The organism is Stenotrophomonas sp. YAU14D1_LEIMI4_1 (genome assembly GCF_003086815.1).
Lineage (GTDB): Bacteria > Pseudomonadota > Gammaproteobacteria > Xanthomonadales > Xanthomonadaceae > Stenotrophomonas.
Map to the genome: position 1 here is coordinate 993,404 of NZ_CP025997.1, position 24,575 is coordinate 1,017,978.

The following is a 24,575-nucleotide window of genomic DNA, read 5'->3' on the forward strand; positions in this document are numbered from 1 at the left end:
GGGTTGCGTGAGGGGCAGGGCTGCCCGCCGGGGCGCCGCTCAGACCACGAACGGACGGAACTGCAGGCCCAGGCCGGCCAGGCCTTCGGTCTCGCCGATCAGGTCCGCGCGCAGCAGCGGGCGCGCATCGATGAAGGCCTGTGGGACGATCAGTGACAACCGGCTGTCGTCGGCGGTCAGTTCCAGCGCCGGCGGCGGCACGTCTTCGTGGGCGCGGTTCAGCAGCACGGCCAGACGCAGCAGCGCGGTCAAGCGCCGTGCGGTCAGCAGCAGGCGCTCGGGCAGGGCATCGAACGCGGATTTGCCGACGTTGCGCCGGTGGCTGCGCACCAGCGCGGCCAGCATCTGCTGTTCCTGCCGCGAGAAGCCAGCAATGTCGGAGTTCTCCAGCACGTAGCTGCCATGCACGTGGTAGCCGCTGTGGGCGATCATCAGCCCCAGCTCGTGCAGGCGCGCTGCCCAACCCAGCATGCGCGCATCGTCGGCATCCAGCTTCCAGCGTTCCTGCACCTGCTCCAGCAGGCCCAGCGCGGTGTCCTGCACGCGGTCGGCCTGGGCGGTATCGATGCCGTAGCGCTGGGTGAGCGCGGCCACCGATTCGTCGCGCGGATCGTTCTCGCTGGCGCGGCCGACGATGTCGTACAGGATGCCTTCGCGCATGGCCGCCTTGCTGACCAGCAGCTTCTGCAGGCCCAGTGCCTGAAAGGCCGCTTCCAGCACCAGGATGCCGCCGGCGATGATCGGCCGGCGGTCGCTGGACAGGCCGGGCAGCTCGATGTCGTCGATCTTCTTGGCCTTCAGCAGTTCATCGCGCAGCTGCGGCAGGGCTTCGGCGGTGATCGCGCCCTTGCTCAGCTTCATGCTGGCGCAGATCTCGCTGATCGCCTTGTGCGTGCCCGACGAGCCCAGCGCCTCGTGCCAGCCCAGCACGCGGTACTTGCTGGCGAAGGGCTGGAACTCGCGGCCGATCTCGGCCAGCGCATCCTTCCAGCGCTTGCGGCTGAGCTTGCCGCCGGGGAAGAAGCGGCGGGTGCTGGCGATGCAGCCGGCCTGCAGGCTTTCGCGTTCCAGGGTCTGCATGCCCTGGCCGATGATGAATTCGGTGGAGCCGCCGCCGATGTCGATCACCAGACGGCGCTGGTCGGCCTTGGGCGGCTGTGCGTGGGCCACGCCCAGGTAGATCAGGCGCGCTTCTTCGCGCCCGCTCACCACTTCGATGGCATGCCCCAGCGCGGTTTCGGCCGGCATCAGGAAGGCCTGCGGTGAGCGCAGCTGGCGCACGGTGTTGGTGGCCAGGGCGCGCACCCGGTGCGGGGGCACGTTGCGGATGCGCTGGCCGAAGCGGGCCAGGCATTCCAGTGCGCGCTGGCGTGCGGCGGCGGACAGGCCGCCCTTGCCATCCAGGCCATCGGCCATGCGCACGGTTTCGCGCAGGCGGTCGATCACCCGCAGCTGGCCAAGCGTGTAGCGCGCGATGACCATGTGGAAACTGTTGGAGCCAAGGTCGATGGCGGCCAGCAGGTCGCCATCCTGCAATGCGGGCGGAGTCGTGGTGGTATGCGGCATGGGCGAATGTTAGCCGAAGGGGCGGTGTGCTCGTCACCGCGCGGCCTTCACATTTTGTAGGGGGCGTGTGGCAGGGCTGCGCCCTGCACCTGCGGAATCAACGTCAACGTCAACGGCAACGCCAAAGGCAACGTCAAAGGCGGGCTGTCCGTGGGGTGGCGGGGTGGGTCCGGTTGCGGGGGACGCTGCAAGTACGTCCATGTAAGCTCGGTCGCCGCATCCATGCGGCTCACGCCCCCTCAACCGGACCCACCCCGCCTTCGACAGTTCTCTGCCACCTGATGGGATGGGGTCGGATCCCGTTGCTGCGCAACGGGCTCTGACCCCGGTGTTCTGGGGGGATGCCGTCCTGTGCTGCTGTGGGTAGGTGTCGACCTTGGTCGACACGGTAGATCCACGCCATGCGTGGATGAATCCCAACGTGCCGACCAAGGTCGGCACCTACCGGCTGCCCGGACGGCACGGGGTCGGATCCCGTTGCTGCGCAACGGGCTCTGACCCCGGTGTTATGGGGGAAGCCGTCCTGTGCTGCTGTGGGTAGGTGTCGACCTTGGTCGACACGGTAGATCCACGCCATGCGTGGATGGCCCCCAACGTGCCGACCAAGGTCGGCACCTACCGGCTGTCCGGACGGCACGGGGTCGGATCCCGTTGCTGCGCAACGGGCTCTGACCCCCGTGTTCTGGGGGACGCCGTCCTGTGCTGCTGTGGGTAGGTGTCGACCTTGGTCGACACGGTAGATCCACGCCATGCGTGGATGAGCCCCAATGTGCCGACCAAGGTCGGCACCTACCGGATCACAGCCCCTGCATCAACGCCATCTGCGCCGAATGTGGCGCTTCGTCGTGGGCCGGGGCGCGCTTGTGGTACACACCTTCGGCATCCAGCTCCCACGCGTTGAGGTTGTCGTCCAGGTAGTTCTGCAGCACTTCGCGGTAGACCCGATTGGCCAGTTCCGGGTCCAGGATCGGGAAGCCGGTTTCGACCCGGCGCAGCAGGTTGCGTTCCAGCCAGTCGGCGCTGGCGCAGTACATTTCCGGCGCGCCGTCATTGCCGAACCAGTACACCCGGCTGTGTTCCAGGAAACGGCCGACGATGGAGCGCACGCGGATGTTGTCCGACACCCCCGGCACTCCCGGGCGCAGGGTGCAGGCGCCGCGGATGATCAGGTCGATCTGCACCCCCGCCTGCGAGGCGGCGTACAGCGCGCGCACCACCTGCGGTTCGTTCAGTGCGTTCATCTTGGCGATGATGCGCGCCGGGCGACCGGCGGCGGCGACGCGGGTTTCGCGCTCGATCCTGGCCAGGATGCCGGTGTGCAGGGTGAAGGGCGATTGCAGCAGGCGCTTGAGCTTCATCTTCGACGCCAGCCCCGACAGCTGCTGGAACAGCAGGTGCACATCGTTGCCGATGTCCGCGTCGGCGGTGATCAGGCTGATGTCGGTGTACGCGCGTGCGGTGCCGCTGTGGTAGTTGCCGGTGCCCAGGTGTACGTAGCGGCGCAGCTTGCGGCCCTCGCGGCGCACGATCAGCAGCATCTTGGCGTGGGTCTTGTAGCCCACCACGCCGTACACCACCTGCACACCGGCTTCCTGCAGGCGGTCGGCCAGGCCCAGGTTGGCCTCTTCGTCGAAGCGCGCGCGCAGTTCCACCACCACGGTCACGTCCTTGCCGTTGCGGGCGGCCTGGATCAGCGCCTCCACGATCTGCGAGTCCTTGCCGGTGCGGTACAGGGTCTGCTTGATCGCCAGCACGTTCGGGTCGGTCGCGGCCTGCTTGATCAGGTCCAGTACCGCGCTGAACGCGTCGAACGGGTGGTGCAGCAGCAGGTCCTGGCGGGCCACGGTGTCGAAGATGCCGTCGCTGTCGCGCAGCGTGCGCGGGGTCATCGGCGGGTATTTCAGGTCCGGCTGCGCGATCAGGTCGTACAGCTGGATGATGCGGTTGAGGTTCACCGGGCCGTCGATGCGGTACACCGCGTTTTCGGTCAGGCCGAAGTTCTGCAGCAGGGTGCGCACGATCTCGCGCGGCATGTCATGGGCGATCTCCAGCCGCACCGCCGGCCGGTAGCCGCGGTCCACCAGCTCGTCGCGCAGGGCCAGCGCCAGGTTCTCCACTTCTTCCTCGTCCACCACCAGTTCCGAATTGCGGGTGACGCGGAACTGGTAGGCACCCTGGACTTCCATGCCCGGGAACAGTTCATCCACGAAGGTGGACAGGACCGAGGACAGGAACACGAAGTTCTGCGGGCCGCCGAGCTTCTCCGGCAGCTGGATGATGCGCGGCAGCGAGCGCGGTGCGCGCACGATGGCCAGGTGGCCGGCGCGGCCGAACGCATCGGTGCCCTTCAGCACCACCACGATGTTCAGCGATTTGTTGAGGATCTTCGGGAACGGGTGCGCCGGGTCCAGGCCCAGCGGCGACAGCACCGGCATGATCTCGTTGCGGAAGTACGCGCGCAGCCAGCGGCGCTGGCGGTCGGTCCAGGAATGGCGGCCGAGCACGCCGATGCCCGCCTCCATCAGCGCCGGGCGCAGGGTCTCGTTCCAGCAGCGGTACTGCTGGTCCACCAGCTCGGCGGCGCGCTCGTGAATCGCATTGAGGATGGTCTGCGGGCTCATGCCATCGGGGGCCGGCGGCAGGCCGAATTCCTGCGCGTGGCGCACGGCCGCGGCACGGATCTCGAAGAACTCATCCAGGTTGGTGCAGGAAATGCACATGAAGCGCAGGCGCTCCAGCAGCGGCACCTGTGTGTCCATGGCCTGGGCCAGCACGCGGAAGTTGAAATCCAGCTGCGACAGCTCGCGGTTGATGTACAGCGCCGGGTCGCGCAACGGATCGCTGTCCGGGCTCACGGGGAGGGGGAGGGATCCGAGGCTGCTCATGGCGTCATTCTTCGATGGAAGTCAGGGGGGCGGTGTCGCGCGTTCGTACGTGGTCGGCATCGAAATGGCAGGCAAACACCGAGCCCTTGCCGACTTCGCTGTCGATCTCCAGCCGGGCGTGGTGCAGGCCGAGGATGTGCTTGACGATGGACAGGCCCAGGCCGGTGCCGCCGCTCTCGCGCGAGCGGCTGCTGGACACCCGGTAGAACCGTTCAGTCAGGCGCGGCAGGTGGGTGGCCGGAATGCCGTAACCGGTATCGCGCACGGCCAGCACCACGCCGTCGCCTTCGCGGCGGAACTGCACGTCGATGCGGCCACCGGCCGGGGTGTAGCGCACGGCGTTGGTCACCAGGTTGGAGAAAGCGCTATGCAGCTCCTTGGTCGAGCCCTGCAGGTCCACCCCGGCCAGGTCGTCCACGTTGATCTGGTGGCGGCCCTGGCTGTGTGCCTCCGCTTCGCGGCGCAGGGTGGCCAGCATCGGCTGCATGGCCACGGTCTCTTCCTCGCTGTGTTCCTGCGATTCCAGCCGCGACAGGGTCAGCAGGTCTTCCACCAGCTGGGCCATGCGCTGGCTCTGCTTGCGCATTTCTTCCAGCATCGGGCCGGTGCCGGGGAAATCCTCCGGGTCCATCATGTCCAGGTAGCCATGCACCACGGTCAGCGGCGTGCGCAGTTCGTGCGACACGTTGGCCACGAAATCGCGGCGCACCTGTTCCAGCCGCAGCAGCTTGCTGACATCGCGCGCGATCAGCAGCCAGTAGTCCTGCGAATAGGGAATCAGCCGCAGGTTCAGGCGGATGGCCGGGTCGACCGGCGAGGGCACGTCCAGGATCGGTTCGGCATTGCGTCCGCCGGCCAGCCAGTGTGCCAGCGGCATCGGTTGCAGACGGTCCACCAGCGCTTCGCCCAGATCGCCGGGGTGGTGCAGGCCGAGCAGGGCAGTGGCCGCTTCGTTGAACCACTGCACGCGCTGGCTGTTGCGGTCCAGCACCACCACCGCATCGGGCAGCGCGGCGGCGGCGGCGCGGTAGCTGCGCAGCATGTCCAGCAGGCGGCGCTTGCGCACGCGCATTTCCACCTGGTTGCGGTACAGCAGGCGGTCCAGCTCGTTCCACACGCCGGAACCTTCCTCGGCGGTTTCCCAGCGCTGGCGCGCGGTCAGCCGGCGCAGCACGCTGCGCAGGCGCCAGTAGTGCCAGGTCAGCGTGGCCAGCGCGGCCAGCGCGATGCACAGCCACAGATGCCCACTGAACCATCCGACCACGCCGGCCAGCACCAATACCGCTGCCACGGAGGCCAGCGTCTTCAACCAGGCGGAGCGGATGTGGCGGGGCATTGCGGTCTCGTCGTTGGAGGCGGCGGTTCACGCGGTGAACCGAGGGTTATAGCAGAGTTGCCGACACCGGCACCGGCAGGTGCACGGTGCCGGCACGACGAGGCTCAGGTCGCGGTGGAGAAGCGGTAACCAGCGCCGCGCACGGTCTGCACCATGTTCTCGGCATTGAACGGTTCCAGCGTCTTGCGCAGGCGGCGGATGTGCACGTCGATGGTGCGCTCTTCCACGTACACGCTGCCGCCCCACACATGGTCCAGCAGCTGCGCGCGGGTGTACACGCGTTCGGGGTGGGTCATGAAGAAGTGCAGCAGGCGATATTCGGTCGGGCCGATCGGCACCGGCTGGTCGTTGGCGAACACGCGGTGGGCGGCGCCGTCGATGCGGATCGGGCCGACCGACACGCTGCCGTCCTCGTCGTCATCGCGGGCGCGGCGCATGACCGCGCGGATGCGCGCCAGCAGTTCGCGCGCGGAGAACGGCTTGACCACGTAGTCGTCCACGCCGGCTTCCAGGCCGCCCACGCGATCGTTTTCTTCGCCGCGTGCGGTCAGCATGATGATCGGCACTTCGCGGGTCAGCGTTTCCTTGCGCCAGCGACGGGCCAGGTCCAGGCCGCTGGTGCCCGGCAGCATCCAGTCCAGCAGGATCAGGTCCGGCACGCGGTCGGCGATGGCGGTCTGGGCTTCACGGGCATCGCCCGCGTGCACCGGCTCGTAATCGCCCTTGCGCAGGGCGAAGGCGACCATTTCTCGGATCGCGGGCTCGTCATCGACGATCAGGATGCGTTTCTGCACGAGGACACCGTAGGGCTCGGTTACTGGAGTGGTGCCAGTAGACTACGGTTTGATGACATGTTTGTGACGACCCGGCCGGATAAATACCCCGCTGCCACACACCGGTCATCCGCGCCTCAGCGGCGGTCCAGCTCCGGGTCCTGTACGCCCTGGCGGCGCAGCTCCAGCACGGTGGGGGTGATCGCCTCGATGCGCGCATCCACGCGGGCGCGGCCCACGTAGTCCAGCTCCGGATTGCGCTTCAGCGCCTGCAGCTGCATCAGTGCCTGTTCCGGGCGGCCCCCCAGGAAGGCGGCCTCGGCATAGGCTTCGCTGGCGCGCACGCTGTCCCCGGCCAGTTCGCTGGCACGGGCGTAACGCTGCTGGAAGACCGGATCGTTACCACTTTGCGACAGCAGCGGGCGCAGCATGGCCTGGGCGCGCTGGCCGGCCTCGCGCCCGCCCTGTTCGTTCAGGATCTCGGCATAGGTCAGCGCCACCGGCCGGCTGTTGGGGTGCTGGCGCAGCAGCTGTTCGAAGCGCGCGTTGGCCTGGGCGGGCTGGCCCGAGCGCGATTCGGCTTCGGCCAGGGCCAGCGCCAGCCACAGGTTGTCCGGGTGGGTCTGGGCCAGGGCGGCCAGCGCCTGGCGCGACTGCAGCGCACCGCTGCGGCTGCCGCGCATGCCGGCCAGGGCCTGGCCATAGCGCTGCGCATCGGTCAGCCCGTTCTTCTGCCGCTTGGCCAGATCGGCGTACTCACGGTCCACTTCGCCGCTGTTGTCGCCACTGAGCACGCGCAGGCGTTCGCGGGCCCAGTCGAAATCGCCGCTGGGGCCACGGTTGAGCTGGCCGATGGGCAGGCGCAGCACGCTGCCGGGCAGCAGCGGGTTGTTGCCGCGCAACAGCGGCTCGGACAGGCTGGGGTCGGCAGGATTCACCCGCTCCTTGCGCTCACCGCCGGGGGTGGTGGTGGTCAGCACCACCGTGTCCTTCTTCATCTGCTCGGCGCGCGCCTTGGCTTCGCTGATGCGCGTGGTGTTGACCGGGTGGGTGCGCAGGAAGTCGGGAATGCTGTAGCCGCCGTCGTTGCCGCGCATCGCCGCGGACATGCGTTCGAAGAAGCCGGCCATCGCGTCCACGTCGTAGCCGCTGCGCGACAGGGTGCGGATGCCCAGGCGGTCGGCTTCGGATTCGTTGGAGCGGGTGTAGTTGATCTGCCGCTGCTGCATCAGCCCCATGCCGGAACTGATCGCGGCCATGGTGGCATCGCCGGACGAATTGCCGCCGCTGGCCTGGGCGGCCACCACCGCCGCCAGCATGCCCAGCAGGATCGGAATCTGGTCGCGCTGGGCCCGTTCCACCCCGCGCAGCACGTGCTGCTGGGTCACGTGGGCGATTTCATGGGACAGCACCGCAGCCACTTCATCTTCGCGCTCGGCGGTCAGCACCAGGCCTGCATTGACCCCGATATAGCCGCCCAGGGTGGCGAAGGCGTTGATCTGCCGGTCCTTCATCATGAAGAAGGTGTAGGACTGGCGGGGCTGGTCGCTGTTGGAGCCCAGCCGGGTGCCCATGGTCTGCAGCCAGTCGTTCACCAGCGGGTCGTCCAGCAGGTAGCCGTAGTTGCGCAGCTCGCGCAGCATCATGGCGCCGTACTCGGCCTGGCGGGCCGGGGTCAGCAGCTCGCCGGCCGACGAGCCGATGTCGGGCAGCTTTTCCTGGGCGCGCGCCAGCGGCATGGCCAGGGCCAGGGTAACGGCGGTGGTCAGCAGCAGGGCTCGCAAGCGGGACATCCTCGGGCAGGGCGGGCACAGCGTGGCAGGGCAGGGGGCAACCCTTCGTTAATCCACAGTGTTGCGGTGGTGGCGTGGAAATTCCAGCGCACCGGTACCATATACAGACCGTCGATCCATCGTGGAGTTTCCCGTGACAGCCCAGCCCACCGGCGCCAGCCCCGCCATCACCATCTATTCCACCGCCGTATGCCCGTACTGCGTGGCCGCCAAGAACTTCCTCAAGAGCAAGGGCCAGCAGTGGACCGAGGTCCGCATCGACCTGGACCCGGCCGAGCGCGAGAAGATGATGGCCCTGACCCGCCGTACCAGCGTGCCGCAGATCTTCGTGGGTGAAGTCCACGTGGGAGGCTATGACGACATGATGGCCCTGCACCGTGAAGGCAAGCTTGAGCCGCTGCTGGCCGGGCAGGGCCAGGCATGAGCGCCGCCGACGAGGGCAGCAAGGACCGCATCGCCGAGTTCACCGCGTTCCGCAAGCGCATGAACGAGCGCATCCTGGGTGAACCCAACCAGGTCGTGCGGCGTTTCTTCGCGCTGGACACGCAGACCTACCAGGCCGGCGCGCTGGATGTGAAGACCAAGGAACTGCTGGGCCTGGTGGCCTCGATGGTGCTGCGCTGCGATGACTGCATCAGCTACCACGTGGCCCAGTGCAAGGACGCCGGGGTCACCCGCGAAGAGTTCTTCGAGACCTTCTCGGTGGGCCTGGTGGTGGGCGGTTCGATCGTCATTCCGCACCTGCGCCGCGCCGTCGATTTCCTCGACCAGCTGGAAGGCGGCGCCGCCGCCCCCGAAGCGCACGAGCACTGAAGCCGGGCCGGGCCATGCCCGGCGGGCACCTGAACGAACAGCCGCCGGGCACGGCCCGGCGCGACTGGCCCCCGCTGCGGGGGGCCTTTCCCGCGATCCCGCCGCCCAAGAGCCCCCTTGTTGTTCAAGGGGGCGCGCCGACAGGCGCGGGGATAAGGTGGAATGCGTGGGCAATTCTGCCTGAGCCGGGGACTGGGACCATGGTCTATTTGGGACCTCGGCCCCGGCTCAGGCATAATTGCGGGTGAAACTTCCTTTGCGCCGGCGTTTCCGGGCACGTCCGGACGGCGTACTTCCCCCTGTTCGGAACATCGATCAATGACGCAGAAAATTACGGTCATCCGCGGCGACGGCATCGGCCCGGAAATCATGGACGCCACCCTGTACGTGCTGGACCAGCTGAACGCTGGCCTGGAGTACGAAGACGCAGACGCCGGCCTGGTGGCCCTGGAAAAGCACGGCGACCTGATGCCGGCGGTGACCCTGGAATCGATCGCGCGCAACAAGGTGGCGCTGAAGAGCCCGCTGACCACCCCGGTTGGTGGTGGCTTCACTTCGATCAACGTCAGCCTGCGCCGCCATTTCGACCTGTACGCCAACGTGCGTCCGGCCCACACCTTCCCGAACACCAAGTCGCGTTTCGACAACGTCGACCTGATCACCGTGCGTGAGAACACCGAAGGCGCGTACCTGGCCGAAGGTCAGGAAGTCTCGGCTGACGGTGAGACTGCCTTCTCGGGCACCCGCATCACCCGCAAGGGCTCCGAGCGCATCGTGCGCTACGCCTTCGAGCTGGCCCGCAGCGTCGGCCGCAAGAAGGTCACCGCCGTGCACAAGGCCAACATCATCAAGTCGACCTCGGGCCTGTTCCTGAACGTCGCCCGTGAAGTGGCCGCGCAGTATCCGGACATCGAGTTCCAGGAAATGATCGTCGACAACTGCTGCATGCAGCTGGTGATGCGTCCGGAACAGTTCGATGTGATCGTCACCACCAACCTGTTCGGCGACATCATCTCCGACCTCTGCGCCGGTCTGGTGGGCGGCCTGGGCCTGGCCCCGGGCGCCAACATCGGCAAGGACGCGGCGATCTTCGAAGCCGTGCACGGCACCGCGCCGGACATCGCCGGCCAGGGCAAGGCCAACCCGTGCGCGCTGCTGCTGGCAGCCGCACAGATGCTGGACCATATCGGCCAGCCGGAAAACGCCGAGCGCCTGCGCAAGGCCATCGTGGCCACCATGGAAGCCAAGGATTCGCTGACCGGCGACCTGGGCGGCACCGGCACCACCATGGGCTTCGCCAAGGCCATCGCCACCCGCCTGTAAGCGGACGGTCGATCGCGGTTGGACCCACAGCGGGGCGCCTTCGGGCGCCCCGTTGCGTTTGCGGGTGGATCCACGCACGCGTGGATGACGGAACGCCAATCTGTGCGTTTCCCGCACAGATCATGTGCCGGAACACGGCTGGTCCGTGCGCCATCGGCTGCGCATCCTGTGCCGACTTTCCCTTGCACAGGAGCTGCCCCATGAACCTTTCCGCGTTTGGCCTGGCCAGCCTGATCGGCATCGCCGTCACGACCCCCGTCGCTGCGGCCGAGCCTTCCCATCCCACCATCCGCCACATGGCCGGTGCGCCTTCGGTCACTGCACTGGATGCAGCGAAGACCGCGGTGCTGGTCATCGACTTCCAGAACGAATACTTCGATGCAAGTGCCGCGCCGGGCTTCAGCGGCGGGCGCATGGTCATTCCCGATGGCAAGGCGGCGCTGCGCCAGGCCAAGCGCGTGGTCGATTTCGCCGATGCCAATGGCATCCGCGTCATCCACGTGCAGCACGTGTTGCCGGCCGCTGCACCGCTGTTCGCGCAGGGCAGCGTCAACGCCGCCTTCCACCGTGACCTGCAGCCGCGCCCGGGCGACACCGTGGTGCAGAAGGACAACGTGAGCGTGTTCGCCGGTGCCTCGGCGGCGGTGCTGGACAAGACGCTGAAGGATGCCGGCATCGACACCCTGATCGTGACCGGCCTGCAGACCCACGCCTGCGTGGTCGGTGCTGCCCGCGACGCCGCCGCCGCCCCGCGCGGCTACCGGGTGATCGTGGCCGGTGATGCCACCGCCAGCCGCGACCTGGACCTGGGCGGCGGCCAGCGTATCGGTCACCGCGCGCTGCACGAGGCATCGTTGGCGCAGATCGAAGATGCCTTCGGCCAGGTGCTGAGCACCGATGCGGTTCTGGCACTGCCGGTGCGCAAGGCCGGCGCCGGCGCTTGATAAGCTGGCGGGGCCCGCAGCTGGCGGGCCCCGCTGCCTGGAGTTGCACTGGATGGATCACTTCGCCGCCCTGCGCGCGCTGCGCGCCATCGTCGAAGCAGGCAGCTTCAGCGCCGCCGCCGAGCGCCTGGGCACCACCCATTCGGCAATGTCGCGGCAACTGCGGCAACTGGAAGAGCACCTGCAGGTGCGCCTGCTCGACCGTAACAGCCGCCGCCTGTCGCTCACCGAGGCCGGCCGCGAGTACTACGGCGAAGCGGTCGGCCTGCTGGATCGCCTGGACGCGGCCGATGATCGCGCCCGCGCCGGCCAGGCACAGCCCAGTGGACGCCTGCGCATCAGCGTGCCGCAGGTGGTGGCCAGCCAGGAACTGCCGCATTGGCTGCCGGCTTTCCTCGCCCGCTACCCGCAGGTTTCGCTGGATCTGTCGGCCGACGATCAACTGGTCGACATCGTGGGCGGCGGTTTCGATCTTGCCCTGCGCATTGCGCCATCGCTGCCGGACAGTCAGCTGGTGGCGCGCGAGCTGGCCCGTTGCCCGCGCATCCTGGTGGCGGCGCCAGCGTATCTGGCCCGGCATGGCCTGCCGCGGCAAGTGGCGGATCTGCAGCAGCATGCGCTGTTGGGCTTCAGCCCCACCGCTGCCAGTGCGCCGTGGCACCTGCACGGCCCGCGTGCCGCCACCGCCACGATCGACGCCGGCCAGCGCCTGCGCGTAGACGCCACGCCGGCCCTGTATGCGGCGGTGCTGGCGGGCATGGGCATCAGCCTGTTCACCGCTTTGACCGTGCAGGAGGACCTGCGTGCCGGTTGCCTGGTGCGCGTGCTGCCGGCCTGGCATGGCGGCCAGCGCTGCTACTTCGCGCTGTATCCGCATGCACGTGCGCTGGCGCCCAAGGTGCGGGCGCTTATCGACCATCTGGCCACGCACTATGCGGCGTGGCGCAGTGGCTGATGCTCAGGCCGGGCGGATCATGCGGAAGCGTTGTTCGGCAGTGACTCGGAAGTAGTCGGCCGGGCCGCCACCGCGCAGGATGGGATCGCCGGCGGCGGTGTCGTAGATGCCATCCACCAGCAGCCGCTGGTCGATATGCACGGCCACCACTTCGCCCAGCACCAGCCAGCCGTTGGTGTCCTGCCCGGCGGCATCGCGCAGGCGCACGATCTGCGTGCAGCGGCACTCCATGCTGACCGGGCTCTGCGCCACGCGCGGCGGGCGCACCTGGGTGGACGCCAGCGGGGTCAGCCCGGCCAGGGCGAACTCGTCCACCTCCGGCGGCACCGCGCGGCAGCTCTCGTTCATCGCTTCGGCCAGCGCGAACGTGGCCAGGTTCCAGACGAACTCGCCGGTGGCCTCGATGTTGTGCAGCGAATCCTTGCGACCCTGGCTGGAGAAACCAATGATCGGCGGGATGTAGTTGAACGCGTTGAAGAAGCTGTAGGGCGCCAGGTTCAGTGCGCCCTCGGCGTTGCAGCTGGAAATCCAGCCGATCGGGCGCGGGCCAATGATGGCGTTGAACGGATCGTGCGGCAGGCCATGGCCTTCGGCCGGGCGGTAGCTGTGGAAGCGGGGGAGGGAGGTGTTCTGCATGGGGTGGGGTTCCAGATGAAAAAAACCGCGACCCTTGCGGATCGCGGTTTGTCGTTTACAGCCGTGTCTGCGATCAGCGCTGCTGGATCTTCGACAGCAGGCGCAGGAATTCGACGTACAGCCAGACCAGGGTCACCATCAGGCCGAATGCGCCATACCACTCCATGTACTTCGGCGCGCGCTGGGCCACGCCGCTTTCGATGAAGTCGAAATCCAGCACCAGGTTCAGTGCGGCCACCACCACCACGAACAGGCTGAAGGCAATGCCCAGCCAGCTGGCGTCATGGATCACCGGCACGTTGATGTTGAAGAAGCCCAGCACGAACGAGGCCAGGTAGAGCAGGGCGATGCCGCCGGTGGCCGCGACCACGCCCAGCTTGAAGTTCTCGGTCGCCCTGATCAGGCCGCTGCGGTAGGCCATCAGCAGGGCGAACAGGGTGCCGAAGGTGAGCAGCACGGCCTGGAACACGATGCCCGGGAAGCGCAGCTCGAACACCGCGGAAATGGCGCCCAGGAACAGGCCTTCCACCAGCGCGTACAGCGGCGCGGTCACCGGCGACCATTCCTTCTTGAACACGGTGATCAGCGCCAGCACCAGGCCGCCGATCGCGCCGCCCATGGCGTACAGCTTCGCCCCGGCCATCACCTGGCCGTAGTCGTCCACGGTCTGGTTCCAGGCAAAGGCAGCGGTCAGCACGGTCAACAGCAGCAGGATGCCGGTCTTGTTGACGGTACCGTTGAGGGTCATGGCCTGGTCGGGGTGGGTGACCACCGAGCCGCTGGCCAGGTCCAGGAAGGTCGACTCGGAAAGAGCCGGGTTGCCGCTGCGCATGCGAAGTCTCCGTGCGAAAAGGGGATCGATACGGCCATCCGGCCGCTGGTTGCGAGCATAGCCGATGGCTGCTTACGCTGCTGTGGTGGACGCGCCGAGGCGCCCGGGTGGCTGCCGGCCGCGTTGACAGGCTGCGCCGCGCTTGGCCACAATGGCCAGCTCGCCGGGCCTGTGCCTGGTGGGGAAGCATCACCGGGGTATAGCGCAGTCTGGTAGCGCGCCTGCTTTGGGAGCAGGATGTCGGGGGTTCGAATCCCTCTACCCCGACCAATCCCACGCCATGTCGGATTGGACGCCGTTCCGGTTCGGGCGCCCGTAGCTCAACTGGATAGAGCACCGGCCTTCTAAGCCGGCGGTTACAGGTTCGATTCCTGTCGGGCGCGCCATCGGCGCGACAGTCCAGGGTATCGCCGGTGCGATGTGAAGAAGTGCTTGCAAAAGCGCGGCGGCTGCACCAGAATGTCGGACTCGCTTCGGCGGATCGGAACTTCGGTAACGGCCCCGGGCAACGTATCAAGCTTCAACGCCAGCAGCATCGGCGGTGCAGCGAAAGTTTCAGTGGTGGCTGTAGCTCAGTTGGTTAGAGTACCGGATTGTGATTCCGGTGGTCGGGGGTTCGAATCCCCTCAGCCACCCCACTGATTCAACCGCATCGGCAACGCCGGCACGGTATTGCAATAAACAGAATGCACGTTACAATGTGTGTCTGAGTTTCACGGGCTGTTAGCTCAGTTGGTAGAGCAGTTGACTCTTAATCAATAGGTCCAAGGTTCGAATCCTTGACAGCCCACCAAGACGGAAGCCACCTGGTTCGCCAGGTGGCTTTTTTCTTCAGATGTAACCCTTCGCGATGGATCGCCGGTTGCAGTGCTTGTTTCAACAATGTTGAAGAAAGTGCTTGCAACGCCCTCGCGGATCGGGTCATAATTCGCGCCCCGATTTCGGGCTGTTAGCTCAGTTGGTAGAGCAGTTGACTCTTAATCAATAGGTCCAAGGTTCGAATCCTTGACAGCCCACCAAGACGAAAGCCACCTGGTCCGCCAGGTGGCTTTTTTCTTTTCTGCGCTATTCGCGACAGGGGCGCAGCGCCTAAAGGTCGCATCCGTGCCACATGCGTCAGCGATGTTTCGCAGGATGTGCACTGCATCCCAGCGTGCCCTTGGCGAGTGCTTCCCAATGAGGATTCCGCGCCGCCGTGCGCATCTTCCAGGAAGGCTCTGATGGCCCCGATCAATCGTCCTGCTCTCGCCGTGGCACTCCTCGTCGCGATCACCACTGCGGGATGTGTCGCAGTTGACCCACCGGTGCAGGCGGAGGCCGCCGTGGCCGCGCCCGATCCCGCGCATACCGTCGAACGCCCGGAGGGCAGTGCGTTCCAGCCCGCACAGCCGTTGGATCCTGCCGAAGGGCAGCCGTCCGCCCCCGCAGGCGTCGCCGTGCAGCGTTCGGCCGATGGGCAGGCGATGCAGATCCGTCAGCTGGACGAAGCCGAGGCGGCTGCAGCGGGCGCCGATGCGCAGCCCGCCCGGCCGGTCGATCCCGCGCCCTGACCCTGGCAAGGGGGACGGCCAAGCCCTGCACAGTGCCTGCGCGGTGGGGGTGGGAGAATACCGGCATGGATCCCGATACCTCCCACTCCCGCCCGCGCTGGCTGGGTTCGCGCCAGCAGTGGCTGGAACGCCTGGCCCTGTGGGGCGGCGCGGTGGCCGTGGCGCTGGCCGCGATTGTCTTCGCCAAGGCCAGCGACGCGGCGTTCGCGGTGTTCCGTCGCGTGCACGACGCCTCGCCGTGGTGGCCGCTGCTGCTGACCCCGGCGCTGTTCGCCCTGCTGGCCTGGCTGACCCAGGGCCTTCTGAGGCCGACCCGGGGCAGTGGCATCCCACAGGTGATCGCCGCGCTGGACACGCCCGATCGTGCCTTCCGCAAGCAGAACCTGTCCCTGCCGGTGTCGCTGGGCAAGCTGGGCCTGACCGTGCTGGCCCTGCTGGGCGGTGCGTCGGTGGGGCGCGAAGGCCCTACCGTGCATATCGGCGCCAGCCTGATGTACATGATCGGCCGTGCGTTCGGTTTCCGCGATCCACGCCAGGCGACCCACTTCCTGCTGGCCGGTGGCGCCGCCGGTATCGCCGCGGCCTTCAACACCCCCTTGGCGGGCGTGGTGTTCGCCATCGAAGAGCTGTCCGGCCGCTTCGAGCACCGCTTCTCAGGCACGCTGCTGACCGCGGTGATCGTGGCCGGCGTGGTGTCGCTGGGCCTGTTGGGCAACTACACCTATTTCGGCCGGGTCAGCGCCACGCTGCCGCTGGGCATGGGCTGGCTGGCAGTGCTGCTGTGTGGGCTGGTGGGTGGCCTGGCCGGTGGGTTCTTCAGCCGGTTGGTACTGGCCGCCGTGGACGGCCGGCCGCGCTGGCTGGGCCGCAGCCGCAGTGCGCACCCGGTGCTGTTCGCCGGCGCCTGTGGGCTGGGCCTGGCCGTGCTGGGCCTGGTGTTCGGACTGGGCGCGTTTGGTACCGGCTACGAGCAGGCCCGCGAACTGGTGCAGGGCGGTGGCGGGGTAGGGCACAGCTTCGGGGTGATGAAGTTTGCCGCCAACCTGGTGTCGTATGTGGCCGGTATTCCCGGCGGGCTGTTCTCGCCGGCGCTGGCCGTGGGCGCGGGCATCGGCCACAACCTGGCCGTGCTGCTGCCCGGCGTGGACCCGGCCGCGGTGGTGGTGCTGGGCATGTGCGCCTACCTGACCGGCGTCACCCAGGCGCCGCTCACCTCGGCGGTCATTTCGCTGGAACTGACCGATACCAGCGACATGCTGCTGCCGATCCTGGCCGCGGTGCTGCTGGCGCGGGTGGCCTCGTCGTGGGTCTGCCATGTGCCGATCTACCGTGCGCTGGCCGAACGCCTGACTGCGGCGATGCCGGCCCCGGTGCTCACCACGGCCGCGCCCGGCCCCTGAATCCGGCGTGTTCAGCTTTGTCACGCCTTCCGCTTTGCAGCCCCGCCTGCGACAATGAACGCCTGTGCCGGCCACGCGAAAGTGGCGGAATTGGTAGACGCCCTGGATTTAGGTTCCAGTGCCGCAAGGCGTGGGGGTTCGAGTCCCCCCTTTCGCACCAGTGCCGGACTGTCCCCGCCCTGATCGGGCCCTGCGCGGCCGCTTGACCGCCGCGCGCTGGCAGTGCACGCCGAATTGGGCGAAACTAAAGGGCTGCGGCAATGCAGGCGCGTCCCAGACGCCGTGTCCTTACAACCGATTCATCCATCATCGAGCCGGGGGCCAGGGCGCCACCGGTGGCAGGAGTCAACATGCAAGCTTCTATCGAATCCACCGGCAACCTGGAACGCCGCCTGAGCTTCTCGCTGCCGGAAGACCGTCTGCAGAGCCACATCAACGGCCGTCTGGGCGAAATCGCCCGTACCACCCGCATCAAGGGCTTCCGTCCGGGCAAGGTGCCGGCCAAGGTGATCGAGCAGCGTTTCGGCGCGCAGGTCCGTGGTGAGGCGCTGGACGGCCTGCTGCGCGAAACCTTCGACGCGGCCGTGCGTGAGCACGACCTGCGCATCGTCGGCAGCCCGCGCATCGACAAGGGCGAGGAAGGCGAATTCTCCTTCGTGGCCACCGTGGAAGTGGTGCCGGACTTCGGCGACCTGGACGTCAGCAAGCTGACCGTGGTCCGCCACTCGGCCGAGATCACCGACGCCGACATCGACCAGATGATCGAGAACCTGCAGAACCAGCGTCGTACCTGGGCCCCGGTCAGCCGTGGCGCGCAGGACGGTGACCTGGTCGCGGTGGAAACCTGGTCGCAGGCCGGCGAAGAGCGCCTGCCGGCCGAGGGCACCGAGAAGGGCTCGATCGTGCTCGGCCAGGGCATGATGTTCGACACCATCGAAAAGGGCCTGGTCGGCCTGGCCAAGGGTGAAGAAAAGACCCTGGACGTGGACTTCCCGGCTGACTGGCGCGTGCCGGTGCTGGCCGGCAAGACCGTGCAGGTCACCGTGAAGGTGGCCGAAGTGTCCGAGCCGGTCGTGCCGGCGGTGGACGAAGCCTTCATCAAGAGCTTCGGCGTGAAGGGCGGCGACGTCGAGCAGTTCCGCAGCGACATCCGCGCCAACCTGGAGCGCGAGCTGAAGGGCGCGCTGATGAACCGCCTGCGTCGCGAAGTGGGTGAGCAGCTGATCGCCGCCTATTCGTCGGTGGAAATGCCGCCGCGCCTGGTCGAGAACGAAGCCCGCGCCATGCTGGCCCAGCAGGTCGAACAGGCCCGCCGCAACGGCCAGAACGTGGGCCAGGTGCCGGCCGATGCCCATGAAGGCTTCAAGGACGCCGCTGCCAAGCGCGTGCTGGTCGGCCTGGTGGTGGGCGAAGTGGCCCGCGGCAACGACCTGCGCCTGGACCCCAAGCGCCTGAACGAAACGATGCGCCTGATCGCCTCGACCTACGAAGAGCCGGAGCAGGTCATTGAGATGTACCGCAACGACCCCCAGCTCATGTCGGGTCTGCAGAACCGTGTGATGGAAGAGCAGGTGATCGACTGGATCGCCGAGCGCGCCCAGCACACCGAAGAAAAGCTGTCGTTCCAGGACGCGATCCGCCAGTAAGATCGGGCCGATCGTCCCAAACCCCGCGCCAGCCCTGGCGCGGGGGTGTTTCCCCCCAAGATAGGTACCTCACGAAATGGACAACCGGACCAAAGCCCTGAACATGGTGCCCATGGTGGTCGAGCAGACCAGCCGCGGCGAGCGTGCCTACGACATCTATTCGCGCCTGTTGAAGGAGCGCCTGATCTTCCTGGTGGGCCCGATCGACGATCACATGGCCAACGTGGTGGTGGCGCAGCTGCTGTTCCTGGAAGCGGAAAACCCGGAAAAGGACATCAGCATCTACATCAACTCGCCCGGTGGCGTGGTCACCGCCGGTATGGCGATCTACGACACCATGCAGTACATCAAGCCGGACGTCAGCACCATCTGCGTCGGCCAGGCCGCCTCGATGGGCGCGCTGCTGCTGGCCTCGGGCGCTGCCGGCAAGCGTTATGCGCTGCCGAACTCGCGCGTGATGATCCACCAGCCGCTGGGCGGCTTCCAGGGCCAGGCGACCGATATCGACATCCACGCCCGCGAGATCCTGACCCTGCGGTCGCGCCTGAACGAAGTGCTGGCCAAGCACACCGGCCAGTCGCTGGAAACGATCGCCCGCGACACCGAGCGCGACAACTTCAAGAGCGCGGTCGACTCGGTGGCCTACGGCCTGGTCGACCAGGTGCTGGAGCGTCGTCCGGAAGAGTCGATCCAGGCCGGCTGACCGGCCTTCACGGGGCCAGGGAGGCCTCGTTCCTGCAGGGTCGGACCGGGACTGGTGTCCCTCCGGCCCTGTGCTATTCTCGAATCGAACCCCCGTTCAGCGGGTGGGGTAACTGGGTAAGCGAAGCATGAGCGAAGACCGCCAAGGTCGTTCCACGGACACCGGCAAGATCCTCTACTGCTCTTTCTGCGGCAAGAGCCAGCATGAAGTGCGCAAGCTGATTGCGGGTCCGAGCGTGTTCATCTGCGATGAATGCGTAGAGCTGTGCAACGACATCATCCGCGAGGAACTTGAGGAAAAGGCGCAGTCGGCGCGCAGTTCGCTGCCCAAGCCGCGCGAGATCCTCGAGGTGCTCGATCAGTACGTGATCGGCCAGAACCGTGCCAAGCGCACCCTGGCTGTGGCCGTGTACAACCACTACAAGCGCATCGAGAGCCGGCAGAAGAACGACGACGTCGAACTGGCGAAGTCGAACATCCTGCTGGTCGGTCCGACCGGTTCGGGCAAGACGCTGCTGGCCGAAACCCTGGCCCGCCTGCTCAACGTGCCGTTCACCATGGCCGACGCCACCACGCTGACCGAAGCCGGTTACGTGGGCGAGGACGTGGAAAACATCATCCAGAAGCTGCTGCAGAAGTGCGACTACGACGTCGAGAAGGCACAGCAGGGCATCGTCTACATCGATGAAATCGACAAGATCTCGCGCAAGAGCGAGAACCCGTCGATCACCCGCGATGTGTCCGGCGAAGGCGTGCAGCAGGCCCTGCTGAAGCTGATCGAAGGCACCGTGGCCAGCGTGCCGCCGCAGGGCGGGCGCAAGCATCCGCAGCAGGAATTCCTGCAGGTGGACACCAAGAACATCCTGTTCATCTGCGGCGGCGCGTTCGCCGGCCTGGACAAGGTGATCCAGCAGCGCTCCAACGACGCTGGCGGCATCGGCTTCGGCGCCAAGGTGAAGAGCAGCGAGCGCAAGCAGGAAGTGGGCAAGGTGCTGGCTGAAGTCGAGCCGGAAGACCTGATCAAGTTCGGCCTCATTCCCGAGTTCGTCGGCCGCCTGCCGGTGGTGGCGACCCTGGAAGAGCTGGACGAGCCGGCCCTGATCAAGATCCTGACCGAGCCCAAGAACGCCATCACCAAGCAGTTCAAGAAGCTGTTCGAGATGGAGAACGTGGAGCTGGAGTTCCGCCCGGATGCCCTGTCGGCCATTGCCCGCAAGGCGCTGAAGCGCAAGACCGGTGCCCGTGGCCTGCGTACCATCGTCGAATCGGTCCTGCTGGACACCATGTACGACCTGCCGTCGCAGGAAAACGTCAGCAAGGTGGTGGTGGACGAATCGGTGATCGAACACAAGTCCGAGCCGTACCTGATCTACCAGACCCCGGCGGCCCCTGAACAGAAGGCCGCAGGCGCCGAGTGACGCTTTCAAGCTGCTGATTCGAAAGTAGTTTTCACGAACGCCTTGCATCTGAAAGCCGATGGCCCCATAACGGGGCCATCGGCTTTTTTTGTCTCCGGAAGATGCCCTCCCGGAGACGGTTTTCCCCTTCCCTGGAGCCCCCATGGCCCGTTCCCCAAGTGAGACCCTCGACCTGCCGGTCCTGCCGCTGCGCGACGTAGTGGTGTTCCCGCACATGGTCATTCCGCTGTTCGTCGGCCGTGACAAGTCCATGCACGCGCTCGAACAGGCAATGGAGGCAGACAAGCGCATCCTGCTGCTGGCGCAGAAGTCCGCCGAAACCGACGACCCGCACGCGGCCGACCTGTACCAGGTCGGTACCCTGGCGCAGGTGCTGCAGCTGCTGAAGCTGCCGGACGGCACCATCAAGGTGCTGGTCGAAGGCCTGTCGCGCGTACAGGTCACCCACGTCGACGAGCGCGACGGTTCGCTGCACGGCCAGGCCGTGGAGATCGAGGCCGAAGACGCACGCGAACCGCGCGAGATCGAGGCGATTGCCCGCTCGCTGATGTCGCTGTTCGAGCAGTACGTGAAGACCAACCGCAAGCTGCCGCCTGAACTGCTGCAGACCCTGGCCGGCATCGACGAGCCGGCGCGCCTGGCCGACACCATCGCCGCGCACATCAGCGTGCGCCTGGCCGACAAGCAGCGCCTGCTGGAAACGCTGGCCGTGGGCGAGCGCCTGGAAATGCTGGTCGGCCTGGTCGACGGCGAGATCGACGTGCAGCAGATGGAAAAGCGCATCCGCGGCCGCGTGAAGTCGCAGATGGAAAAGAGCCAGCGCGAGTACTACCTCAACGAACAGATGAAGGCCATCCAGAAGGAACTGGGTGACCTGGACGATGCGCCGGGCGAGCTGGAAGAACTGGCCCGCAAGATCGCCGAAGCCGGCATGCCCAAGGCGGTGGAAGCCAAGGCGCGCAACGAACTGAACAAGCTCAAGCAGATGTCGCCGATGTCGGCCGAAGCGGCCGTCGTGCGCAACTACCTGGAATGGCTGCTGGGCGTGCCGTGGAAGAAGCGCACCAAGGTGCGCAAGGACCTGAAGGCCGCGCAGGACACCCTGGACGCCGACCACTACGGTCTGGAGAAGGTCAAGGACCGCATCCTGGAATACCTTGCGGTGCAGTCGCGGGTGAAGCAGATGAAGGGCCCGATCCTGTGCCTGGTCGGCCCGCCGGGCGTGGGCAAGACCTCGCTGGGGCAGTCCATCGCCAAGGCCACCAACCGCAAGTTCGTGCGCATGTCGCTGGGCGGCGTGCGCGACGAGGCCGAGATCCGCGGCCACCGTCGCACCTATGTCGGTTCCATGCCGGGCCGCATCGTGCAGAACCTCAACAAGGTCGGCAGCAAGAACCCGCTGTTCGTGCTCGATGAGATCGACAAGATGTCGATGGACTTCCGTGGCGATCCGTCGTCCGCGCTGCTGGAAGTGCTCGATCCGGAGCAGAACAACGCCTTCAACGACCACTACCTGGAAGTGGACCTGGACCTGTCCGAAGTGATGTTCGTGGCCACGTCCAATTCGCTGAACATTCCCGGCCCGCTGCTGGACCGCATGGAAGTGATCCGCATCCCCGGCTACACCGAGGATGAGAAGCTCAACATCGCTACCCGTTACCTGTCGCCGAAGCAGATCAAGGCCAACGGCCTGAAGCCGGAAGAGCTGGAGATCGGCAGCGATGCGATCCAGGACATCGTGCGCTACTACACGCGCGAATCGGGCGTGCGCAACCTGGAACGCGAGATCGCCAAGATCTGCCGCAAGGTGGTGAAGGAAATCGCGCTGGCCGGCCCGCAGGCGGCCAAGCCGAAGAAGGGTGCGAAGAAATCCAAGGCGCTGGTCAGCGTGACCAGCAAGAACCTGGACAAGTACCTGGGCGTGCGTCGCTTCGACTTCGGTCGTGCCGAAGAAGAAAACGAGATCGGTCTGGTCACCGGCCTGGCCTGGACCGAAGTGGGTGGCGATCTGCTGCAGATCGAATCGACCCTGGTGCCGGGCAAGGGTCAGCTGATCCTGACGGGCCAGCTGGGCAACGTGATGAAGGAATCGGCCTCGGCGGCGCTGTCGGTGGTGCGTTCGCGCGCCGACGGTTTCGGCATCGATGGCGACTTCCTGCAGAAGCACGACGTGCACGTGCACGTGCCCGATGGTGCCACCCCGAAGGACGGCCCCAGTGCCGGTGCGGCCATGGTCACCTCGCTGGTGTCCATGCTGACCAAGGTGCCGGTGCGTGCCGACGTGGCGATGACCGGCGAGATCACCCTGCGTGGTCGCGTGACCGCCATCGGTGGCCTGAAGGAAAAGCTGCTGGCCGCACTGCGTGGCGGTATCCGCACGGTCATCATTCCCGAGGAGAACCGCAAGGATCTGGCGGACATTCCGGCCAACGTCACCCGCGATCTGCAGATCGTGCCGGTGAAGTACATCGAGGAAGTGCTCGACCTGGCCCTGGAGCGTCCGCTGGCCCCGAAGAAGGCACGCAAGAGTGCGCAACGCGTCACGGTGCGTGGCAAGGGCAAACCGGCTTCGAACGCGCGCGTCAAGCATTGACGCGCGCTGTCGAAATGCTTGAAACCCGCGTCGTTGCTTGCTTTCCGGCTTGCGTGGGGGTAGGGCCGCTGGTATAAAAGCAGCACTCGCGAATGAGTGATCGCAATCGCTGATCGCTGAATTCGGCGAACCGTTTCCACATGGCGGCCGTGCGCAGATGGCGTGCGGTTGCTTCCCTGTCGAATAAGCGGAACCCACCGCCAAAGGAGCTGTAAAGAATGAACAAGACCGAATTGATCGATGCCGTTGCTGAAGCCGCCGACCTGACCAAGGCCGAGTCCAGCCGCGCTGTCGATGCTGTCGTTGCCGCCGTCACCAAGGCGCTGAAGGACGGCGATGCGGTCACCCTGGTTGGCTTCGGTACCTTCCAGGTGCGCGACCGTGCCGCCCGTACCGGCCGCAACCCGAAGACCGGCGACACCATCAAGATCGCTGCTTCGAAGAATCCGTCGTTCAAGGCTGGTAAGGCCCTGAAGGATGCTGTAAACTAAGCGGCTCGCTGGGGTGCTTAGCTCAGCGGTAGAGCGTCTCCTTTACACGGAGAGGGTCGGGGGTTCGAAACCCTCAGCACCCACCACAGCACCGTAGTAAAAGTTTGAGTGTGGAGCGGTAGTTCAGCTGGTTAGAATGCTGGCCTGTCACGCCGGAGGTCGCGGGTTCGAGTCCCGTCCGCTCCGCCACTTCAACGCGAGGCCCCCGGGCAACTGGGGGCTTTGTTTTCTTCCAGGCTTCGGCCCGGGGAGAACTGCAGTAAAACTGGAGCGGTAGTTCAGCTGGTTAGAATGCTGGCCTGTCACGCCGGAGGTCGCGGGTTCGAGTCCCGTCCGCTCCGCCAGTTGCAAAGGCTTCCGGGCAACCGGGCGCCTTGTTTCCTTCCCGGCCCCGGCCGGGGGAAGCAGAAAGGTTTACGACAACGTGGAGCGGTAGTTCAGCTGGTTAGAATGCTGGCCTGTCACGCCGGAGGTCGCGGGTTCGAGTCCCGTCCGCTCCGCCAAGTTGTGAACTGATTTCAAGGGGTATCCGAAGTTTGTCGTGGAGCGGTGGTTCAGATGGGTAGAAGTATGTCCTGGAACGCCGGTGGCCGGGCTGCTTCGCGTCCCGTCCGCTCCGCCAAGTTGTGAACTGATTTCAAGGGGTATCCGAAGTTTGTCGTGGAGCGGTAGTTCAGCTGGTTAGAATGCTGGCCTGTCACGCCGGAGGTCGCGGGTTCGAGTCCCGTCCGCTCCGCCATCCCCGGATCCCAACAAGTTCTGCCTATGTGGAGCGGTAGTTCAGCTGGTTAGAATGCTGGCCTGTCACGCCGGAGGTCGCGGGTTCGAGTCCCGTCCGCTCCGCCAGCGGAGTTTGAAGTGTCATCGAAGATGCCCGTCGGTCCTGGACCCGCGGGCATTTTGCTTTTTCGGGCTGTGC

At 66.5% G+C, this 24,575-nt stretch carries 19 protein-coding genes and 12 tRNA genes; 24 read left to right on the plus strand and 7 right to left on the minus strand.

The window, feature by feature from the left end:
• Nucleotides 1-39 precede the first annotated feature (39 nt).
• The 5 genes from ppx to C1932_RS04460 form a co-directional block, all read right to left on the minus strand.
• Complete coding sequence (gene ppx, locus C1932_RS04440) at nucleotides 40-1,566, minus strand: exopolyphosphatase (protein WP_108761344.1); 1,527 nt, start codon at nucleotides 1,564-1,566, stop codon at nucleotides 40-42.
• Nucleotides 1,567-2,363: 797 nt separating this feature from the next.
• On the minus strand, nucleotides 2,364-4,451 hold the full coding sequence (gene ppk1 / locus C1932_RS04445; protein ID WP_108761345.1) for a polyphosphate kinase 1: 2,088 nt from the start codon (nucleotides 4,449-4,451) through the stop codon (nucleotides 2,364-2,366).
• A 4-nt stretch (nucleotides 4,452-4,455) separates the two neighbouring features.
• Nucleotides 4,456-5,787: a phosphate regulon sensor histidine kinase PhoR gene (gene phoR, locus C1932_RS04450; RefSeq protein ID WP_108761346.1), complete on the minus strand. Its 1,332-nt coding sequence runs from the start codon at nucleotides 5,785-5,787 to the stop codon at nucleotides 4,456-4,458.
• Between the two features lie 104 nt (nucleotides 5,788-5,891).
• The gene (gene phoB / locus C1932_RS04455; RefSeq protein ID WP_108748700.1) at nucleotides 5,892-6,581 is read right to left on the minus strand and encodes a phosphate regulon transcriptional regulator PhoB; all 690 of its coding nucleotides are present in this window, start codon (nucleotides 6,579-6,581) and stop codon (nucleotides 5,892-5,894) included.
• Between the two features lie 116 nt (nucleotides 6,582-6,697).
• On the minus strand, nucleotides 6,698-8,353 hold the full coding sequence (locus C1932_RS04460; protein WP_199912006.1) for a M48 family metalloprotease: 1,656 nt from the start codon (nucleotides 8,351-8,353) through the stop codon (nucleotides 6,698-6,700).
• Nucleotides 8,354-8,486: 133 nt separating this feature from the next.
• Here C1932_RS04460 and grxC point away from each other — a divergent pair, with 133 nt between their 5' ends.
• The 5 genes from grxC (at nucleotide 8,487) to C1932_RS04485 (ending at nucleotide 12,388) form a co-directional block, all read left to right on the plus strand.
• Complete coding sequence (gene grxC / locus C1932_RS04465; protein WP_108748702.1) at nucleotides 8,487-8,777, plus strand: glutaredoxin 3; 291 nt, start codon at nucleotides 8,487-8,489, stop codon at nucleotides 8,775-8,777.
• Complete coding sequence (locus C1932_RS04470) at nucleotides 8,774-9,166, plus strand: carboxymuconolactone decarboxylase family protein (RefSeq protein WP_108752308.1); 393 nt, start codon at nucleotides 8,774-8,776, stop codon at nucleotides 9,164-9,166. Before grxC ends, C1932_RS04470 begins: the two co-directional genes overlap by 4 nt.
• A gap of 318 nt (nucleotides 9,167-9,484) precedes the next feature.
• Nucleotides 9,485-10,489 carry an isocitrate dehydrogenase gene (locus C1932_RS04475; RefSeq protein WP_108748704.1) on the plus strand — a complete coding sequence of 335 codons (1,005 nt, stop codon included), beginning with the start codon at nucleotides 9,485-9,487 and terminating at the stop codon, nucleotides 10,487-10,489.
• Nucleotides 10,490-10,689: 200 nt separating this feature from the next.
• Complete coding sequence (locus tag C1932_RS04480; RefSeq protein WP_108761347.1) at nucleotides 10,690-11,433, plus strand: cysteine hydrolase; 744 nt, start codon at nucleotides 10,690-10,692, stop codon at nucleotides 11,431-11,433.
• 52 nt (nucleotides 11,434-11,485) lie between these two features.
• On the plus strand, nucleotides 11,486-12,388 hold the full coding sequence (locus C1932_RS04485; RefSeq protein WP_108761348.1) for a LysR family transcriptional regulator: 903 nt from the start codon (nucleotides 11,486-11,488) through the stop codon (nucleotides 12,386-12,388).
• A gap of 3 nt (nucleotides 12,389-12,391) precedes the next feature.
• On the opposite strand, the gene C1932_RS04490 is transcribed toward C1932_RS04485, so the two are convergent.
• Entirely contained in the window at nucleotides 12,392-13,024 is a 633-nt protein-coding gene (locus tag C1932_RS04490) for a flavin reductase family protein (RefSeq protein ID WP_108761349.1), read from the minus strand.
• A gap of 73 nt (nucleotides 13,025-13,097) precedes the next feature.
• A complete protein-coding gene (locus C1932_RS04495) occupies nucleotides 13,098-13,856 on the minus strand; it encodes a Bax inhibitor-1/YccA family protein (protein WP_108761350.1) in 759 nt (252 codons plus the stop codon).
• Between the two features lie 193 nt (nucleotides 13,857-14,049).
• Between C1932_RS04495 and C1932_RS04500 the strand changes: the two genes are divergently transcribed.
• The 19 genes from C1932_RS04500 to C1932_RS04590 all read left to right on the plus strand — a co-directional run bounded on the left by C1932_RS04500 (nucleotide 14,050) and on the right by C1932_RS04590 (nucleotide 24,502).
• Nucleotides 14,050-14,126 (plus strand) — tRNA-Pro (locus tag C1932_RS04500).
• A gap of 39 nt (nucleotides 14,127-14,165) precedes the next feature.
• Nucleotides 14,166-14,242, plus strand: a tRNA-Arg gene (locus tag C1932_RS04505).
• 175 nt (nucleotides 14,243-14,417) lie between these two features.
• Nucleotides 14,418-14,494 (plus strand) — tRNA-His (locus tag C1932_RS04510).
• 79 nt (nucleotides 14,495-14,573) lie between these two features.
• Nucleotides 14,574-14,649 (plus strand) — tRNA-Lys (locus tag C1932_RS04515).
• 150 nt (nucleotides 14,650-14,799) lie between these two features.
• A tRNA-Lys gene (locus C1932_RS04520) sits at nucleotides 14,800-14,875 on the plus strand.
• 201 nt (nucleotides 14,876-15,076) lie between these two features.
• The gene (locus tag C1932_RS04525; protein WP_159094497.1) at nucleotides 15,077-15,406 is read left to right on the plus strand and encodes a hypothetical protein; all 330 of its coding nucleotides are present in this window, start codon (nucleotides 15,077-15,079) and stop codon (nucleotides 15,404-15,406) included.
• Nucleotides 15,407-15,471: 65 nt separating this feature from the next.
• A complete protein-coding gene (locus C1932_RS04530) occupies nucleotides 15,472-16,806 on the plus strand; it encodes a chloride channel protein (protein ID WP_108761352.1) in 1,335 nt (444 codons plus the stop codon).
• Between the two features lie 75 nt (nucleotides 16,807-16,881).
• Nucleotides 16,882-16,966, plus strand: a tRNA-Leu gene (locus tag C1932_RS04535).
• Between the two features lie 190 nt (nucleotides 16,967-17,156).
• Nucleotides 17,157-18,452 carry a trigger factor gene (tig, locus tag C1932_RS04540; protein ID WP_108761353.1) on the plus strand — a complete coding sequence of 432 codons (1,296 nt, stop codon included), beginning with the start codon at nucleotides 17,157-17,159 and terminating at the stop codon, nucleotides 18,450-18,452.
• A gap of 76 nt (nucleotides 18,453-18,528) precedes the next feature.
• On the plus strand, nucleotides 18,529-19,155 hold the full coding sequence (gene clpP, locus C1932_RS04545; RefSeq protein WP_079220811.1) for an ATP-dependent Clp endopeptidase proteolytic subunit ClpP: 627 nt from the start codon (nucleotides 18,529-18,531) through the stop codon (nucleotides 19,153-19,155).
• A 127-nt stretch (nucleotides 19,156-19,282) separates the two neighbouring features.
• Nucleotides 19,283-20,572, plus strand: a complete 1,290-nt coding sequence (clpX, locus tag C1932_RS04550) for an ATP-dependent Clp protease ATP-binding subunit ClpX (RefSeq protein ID WP_108748713.1) — start codon at nucleotides 19,283-19,285, stop codon at nucleotides 20,570-20,572.
• 142 nt (nucleotides 20,573-20,714) lie between these two features.
• On the plus strand, nucleotides 20,715-23,165 hold the full coding sequence (gene lon, locus C1932_RS04555; protein WP_108748714.1) for an endopeptidase La: 2,451 nt from the start codon (nucleotides 20,715-20,717) through the stop codon (nucleotides 23,163-23,165).
• Between the two features lie 218 nt (nucleotides 23,166-23,383).
• Nucleotides 23,384-23,656: an HU family DNA-binding protein gene (locus C1932_RS04560; protein WP_004146343.1), complete on the plus strand. Its 273-nt coding sequence runs from the start codon at nucleotides 23,384-23,386 to the stop codon at nucleotides 23,654-23,656.
• A gap of 11 nt (nucleotides 23,657-23,667) precedes the next feature.
• Nucleotides 23,668-23,742: transfer RNA gene (locus C1932_RS04565), tRNA-Val, on the plus strand.
• A gap of 26 nt (nucleotides 23,743-23,768) precedes the next feature.
• Nucleotides 23,769-23,845 (plus strand) — tRNA-Asp (locus tag C1932_RS04570).
• Between the two features lie 78 nt (nucleotides 23,846-23,923).
• Nucleotides 23,924-24,000 (plus strand) — tRNA-Asp (locus C1932_RS04575).
• 82 nt (nucleotides 24,001-24,082) lie between these two features.
• A tRNA-Asp gene (locus C1932_RS04580) sits at nucleotides 24,083-24,159 on the plus strand.
• A gap of 159 nt (nucleotides 24,160-24,318) precedes the next feature.
• Nucleotides 24,319-24,395: transfer RNA gene (locus tag C1932_RS04585), tRNA-Asp, on the plus strand.
• Nucleotides 24,396-24,425: 30 nt separating this feature from the next.
• Nucleotides 24,426-24,502 (plus strand) — tRNA-Asp (locus tag C1932_RS04590).
• Nucleotides 24,503-24,575: the final 73 nt, after the last annotated feature.

Coding starts and splice junctions, on each gene's coding strand:
- tig (WP_108761353.1), top strand. CDS start 17,157: ATGCAAGCTTCTATCGAATCCACCGGCAACCTGGAACGCCGCCTGAGC.
- C1932_RS04530 (WP_108761352.1), top strand. CDS start 15,472: ATGGATCCCGATACCTCCCACTCCCGCCCGCGCTGGCTGGGTTCGCGC.
- C1932_RS04475 (WP_108748704.1), top strand. CDS start 9,485: ATGACGCAGAAAATTACGGTCATCCGCGGCGACGGCATCGGCCCGGAA.
- ppk1 (WP_108761345.1), bottom strand. CDS start 4,451: ATGAGCAGCCTCGGATCCCTCCCCCTCCCCGTGAGCCCGGACAGCGAT.
- clpP (WP_079220811.1), top strand. CDS start 18,529: ATGGACAACCGGACCAAAGCCCTGAACATGGTGCCCATGGTGGTCGAG.
- C1932_RS04485 (WP_108761348.1), top strand. CDS start 11,486: ATGGATCACTTCGCCGCCCTGCGCGCGCTGCGCGCCATCGTCGAAGCA.
- phoR (WP_108761346.1), bottom strand. CDS start 5,787: ATGCCCCGCCACATCCGCTCCGCCTGGTTGAAGACGCTGGCCTCCGTG.
- C1932_RS04460 (WP_199912006.1), bottom strand. CDS start 8,353: ATGTCCCGCTTGCGAGCCCTGCTGCTGACCACCGCCGTTACCCTGGCC.
- C1932_RS04525 (WP_159094497.1), top strand. CDS start 15,077: ATGGCCCCGATCAATCGTCCTGCTCTCGCCGTGGCACTCCTCGTCGCG.
- C1932_RS04470 (WP_108752308.1), top strand. CDS start 8,774: ATGAGCGCCGCCGACGAGGGCAGCAAGGACCGCATCGCCGAGTTCACC.
- ppx (WP_108761344.1), bottom strand. CDS start 1,566: ATGCCGCATACCACCACGACTCCGCCCGCATTGCAGGATGGCGACCTG.
- C1932_RS04560 (WP_004146343.1), top strand. CDS start 23,384: ATGAACAAGACCGAATTGATCGATGCCGTTGCTGAAGCCGCCGACCTG.
- C1932_RS04480 (WP_108761347.1), top strand. CDS start 10,690: ATGAACCTTTCCGCGTTTGGCCTGGCCAGCCTGATCGGCATCGCCGTC.
- C1932_RS04495 (WP_108761350.1), bottom strand. CDS start 13,856: ATGCGCAGCGGCAACCCGGCTCTTTCCGAGTCGACCTTCCTGGACCTG.
- clpX (WP_108748713.1), top strand. CDS start 19,283: ATGAGCGAAGACCGCCAAGGTCGTTCCACGGACACCGGCAAGATCCTC.
- C1932_RS04490 (WP_108761349.1), bottom strand. CDS start 13,024: ATGCAGAACACCTCCCTCCCCCGCTTCCACAGCTACCGCCCGGCCGAA.
- lon (WP_108748714.1), top strand. CDS start 20,715: ATGGCCCGTTCCCCAAGTGAGACCCTCGACCTGCCGGTCCTGCCGCTG.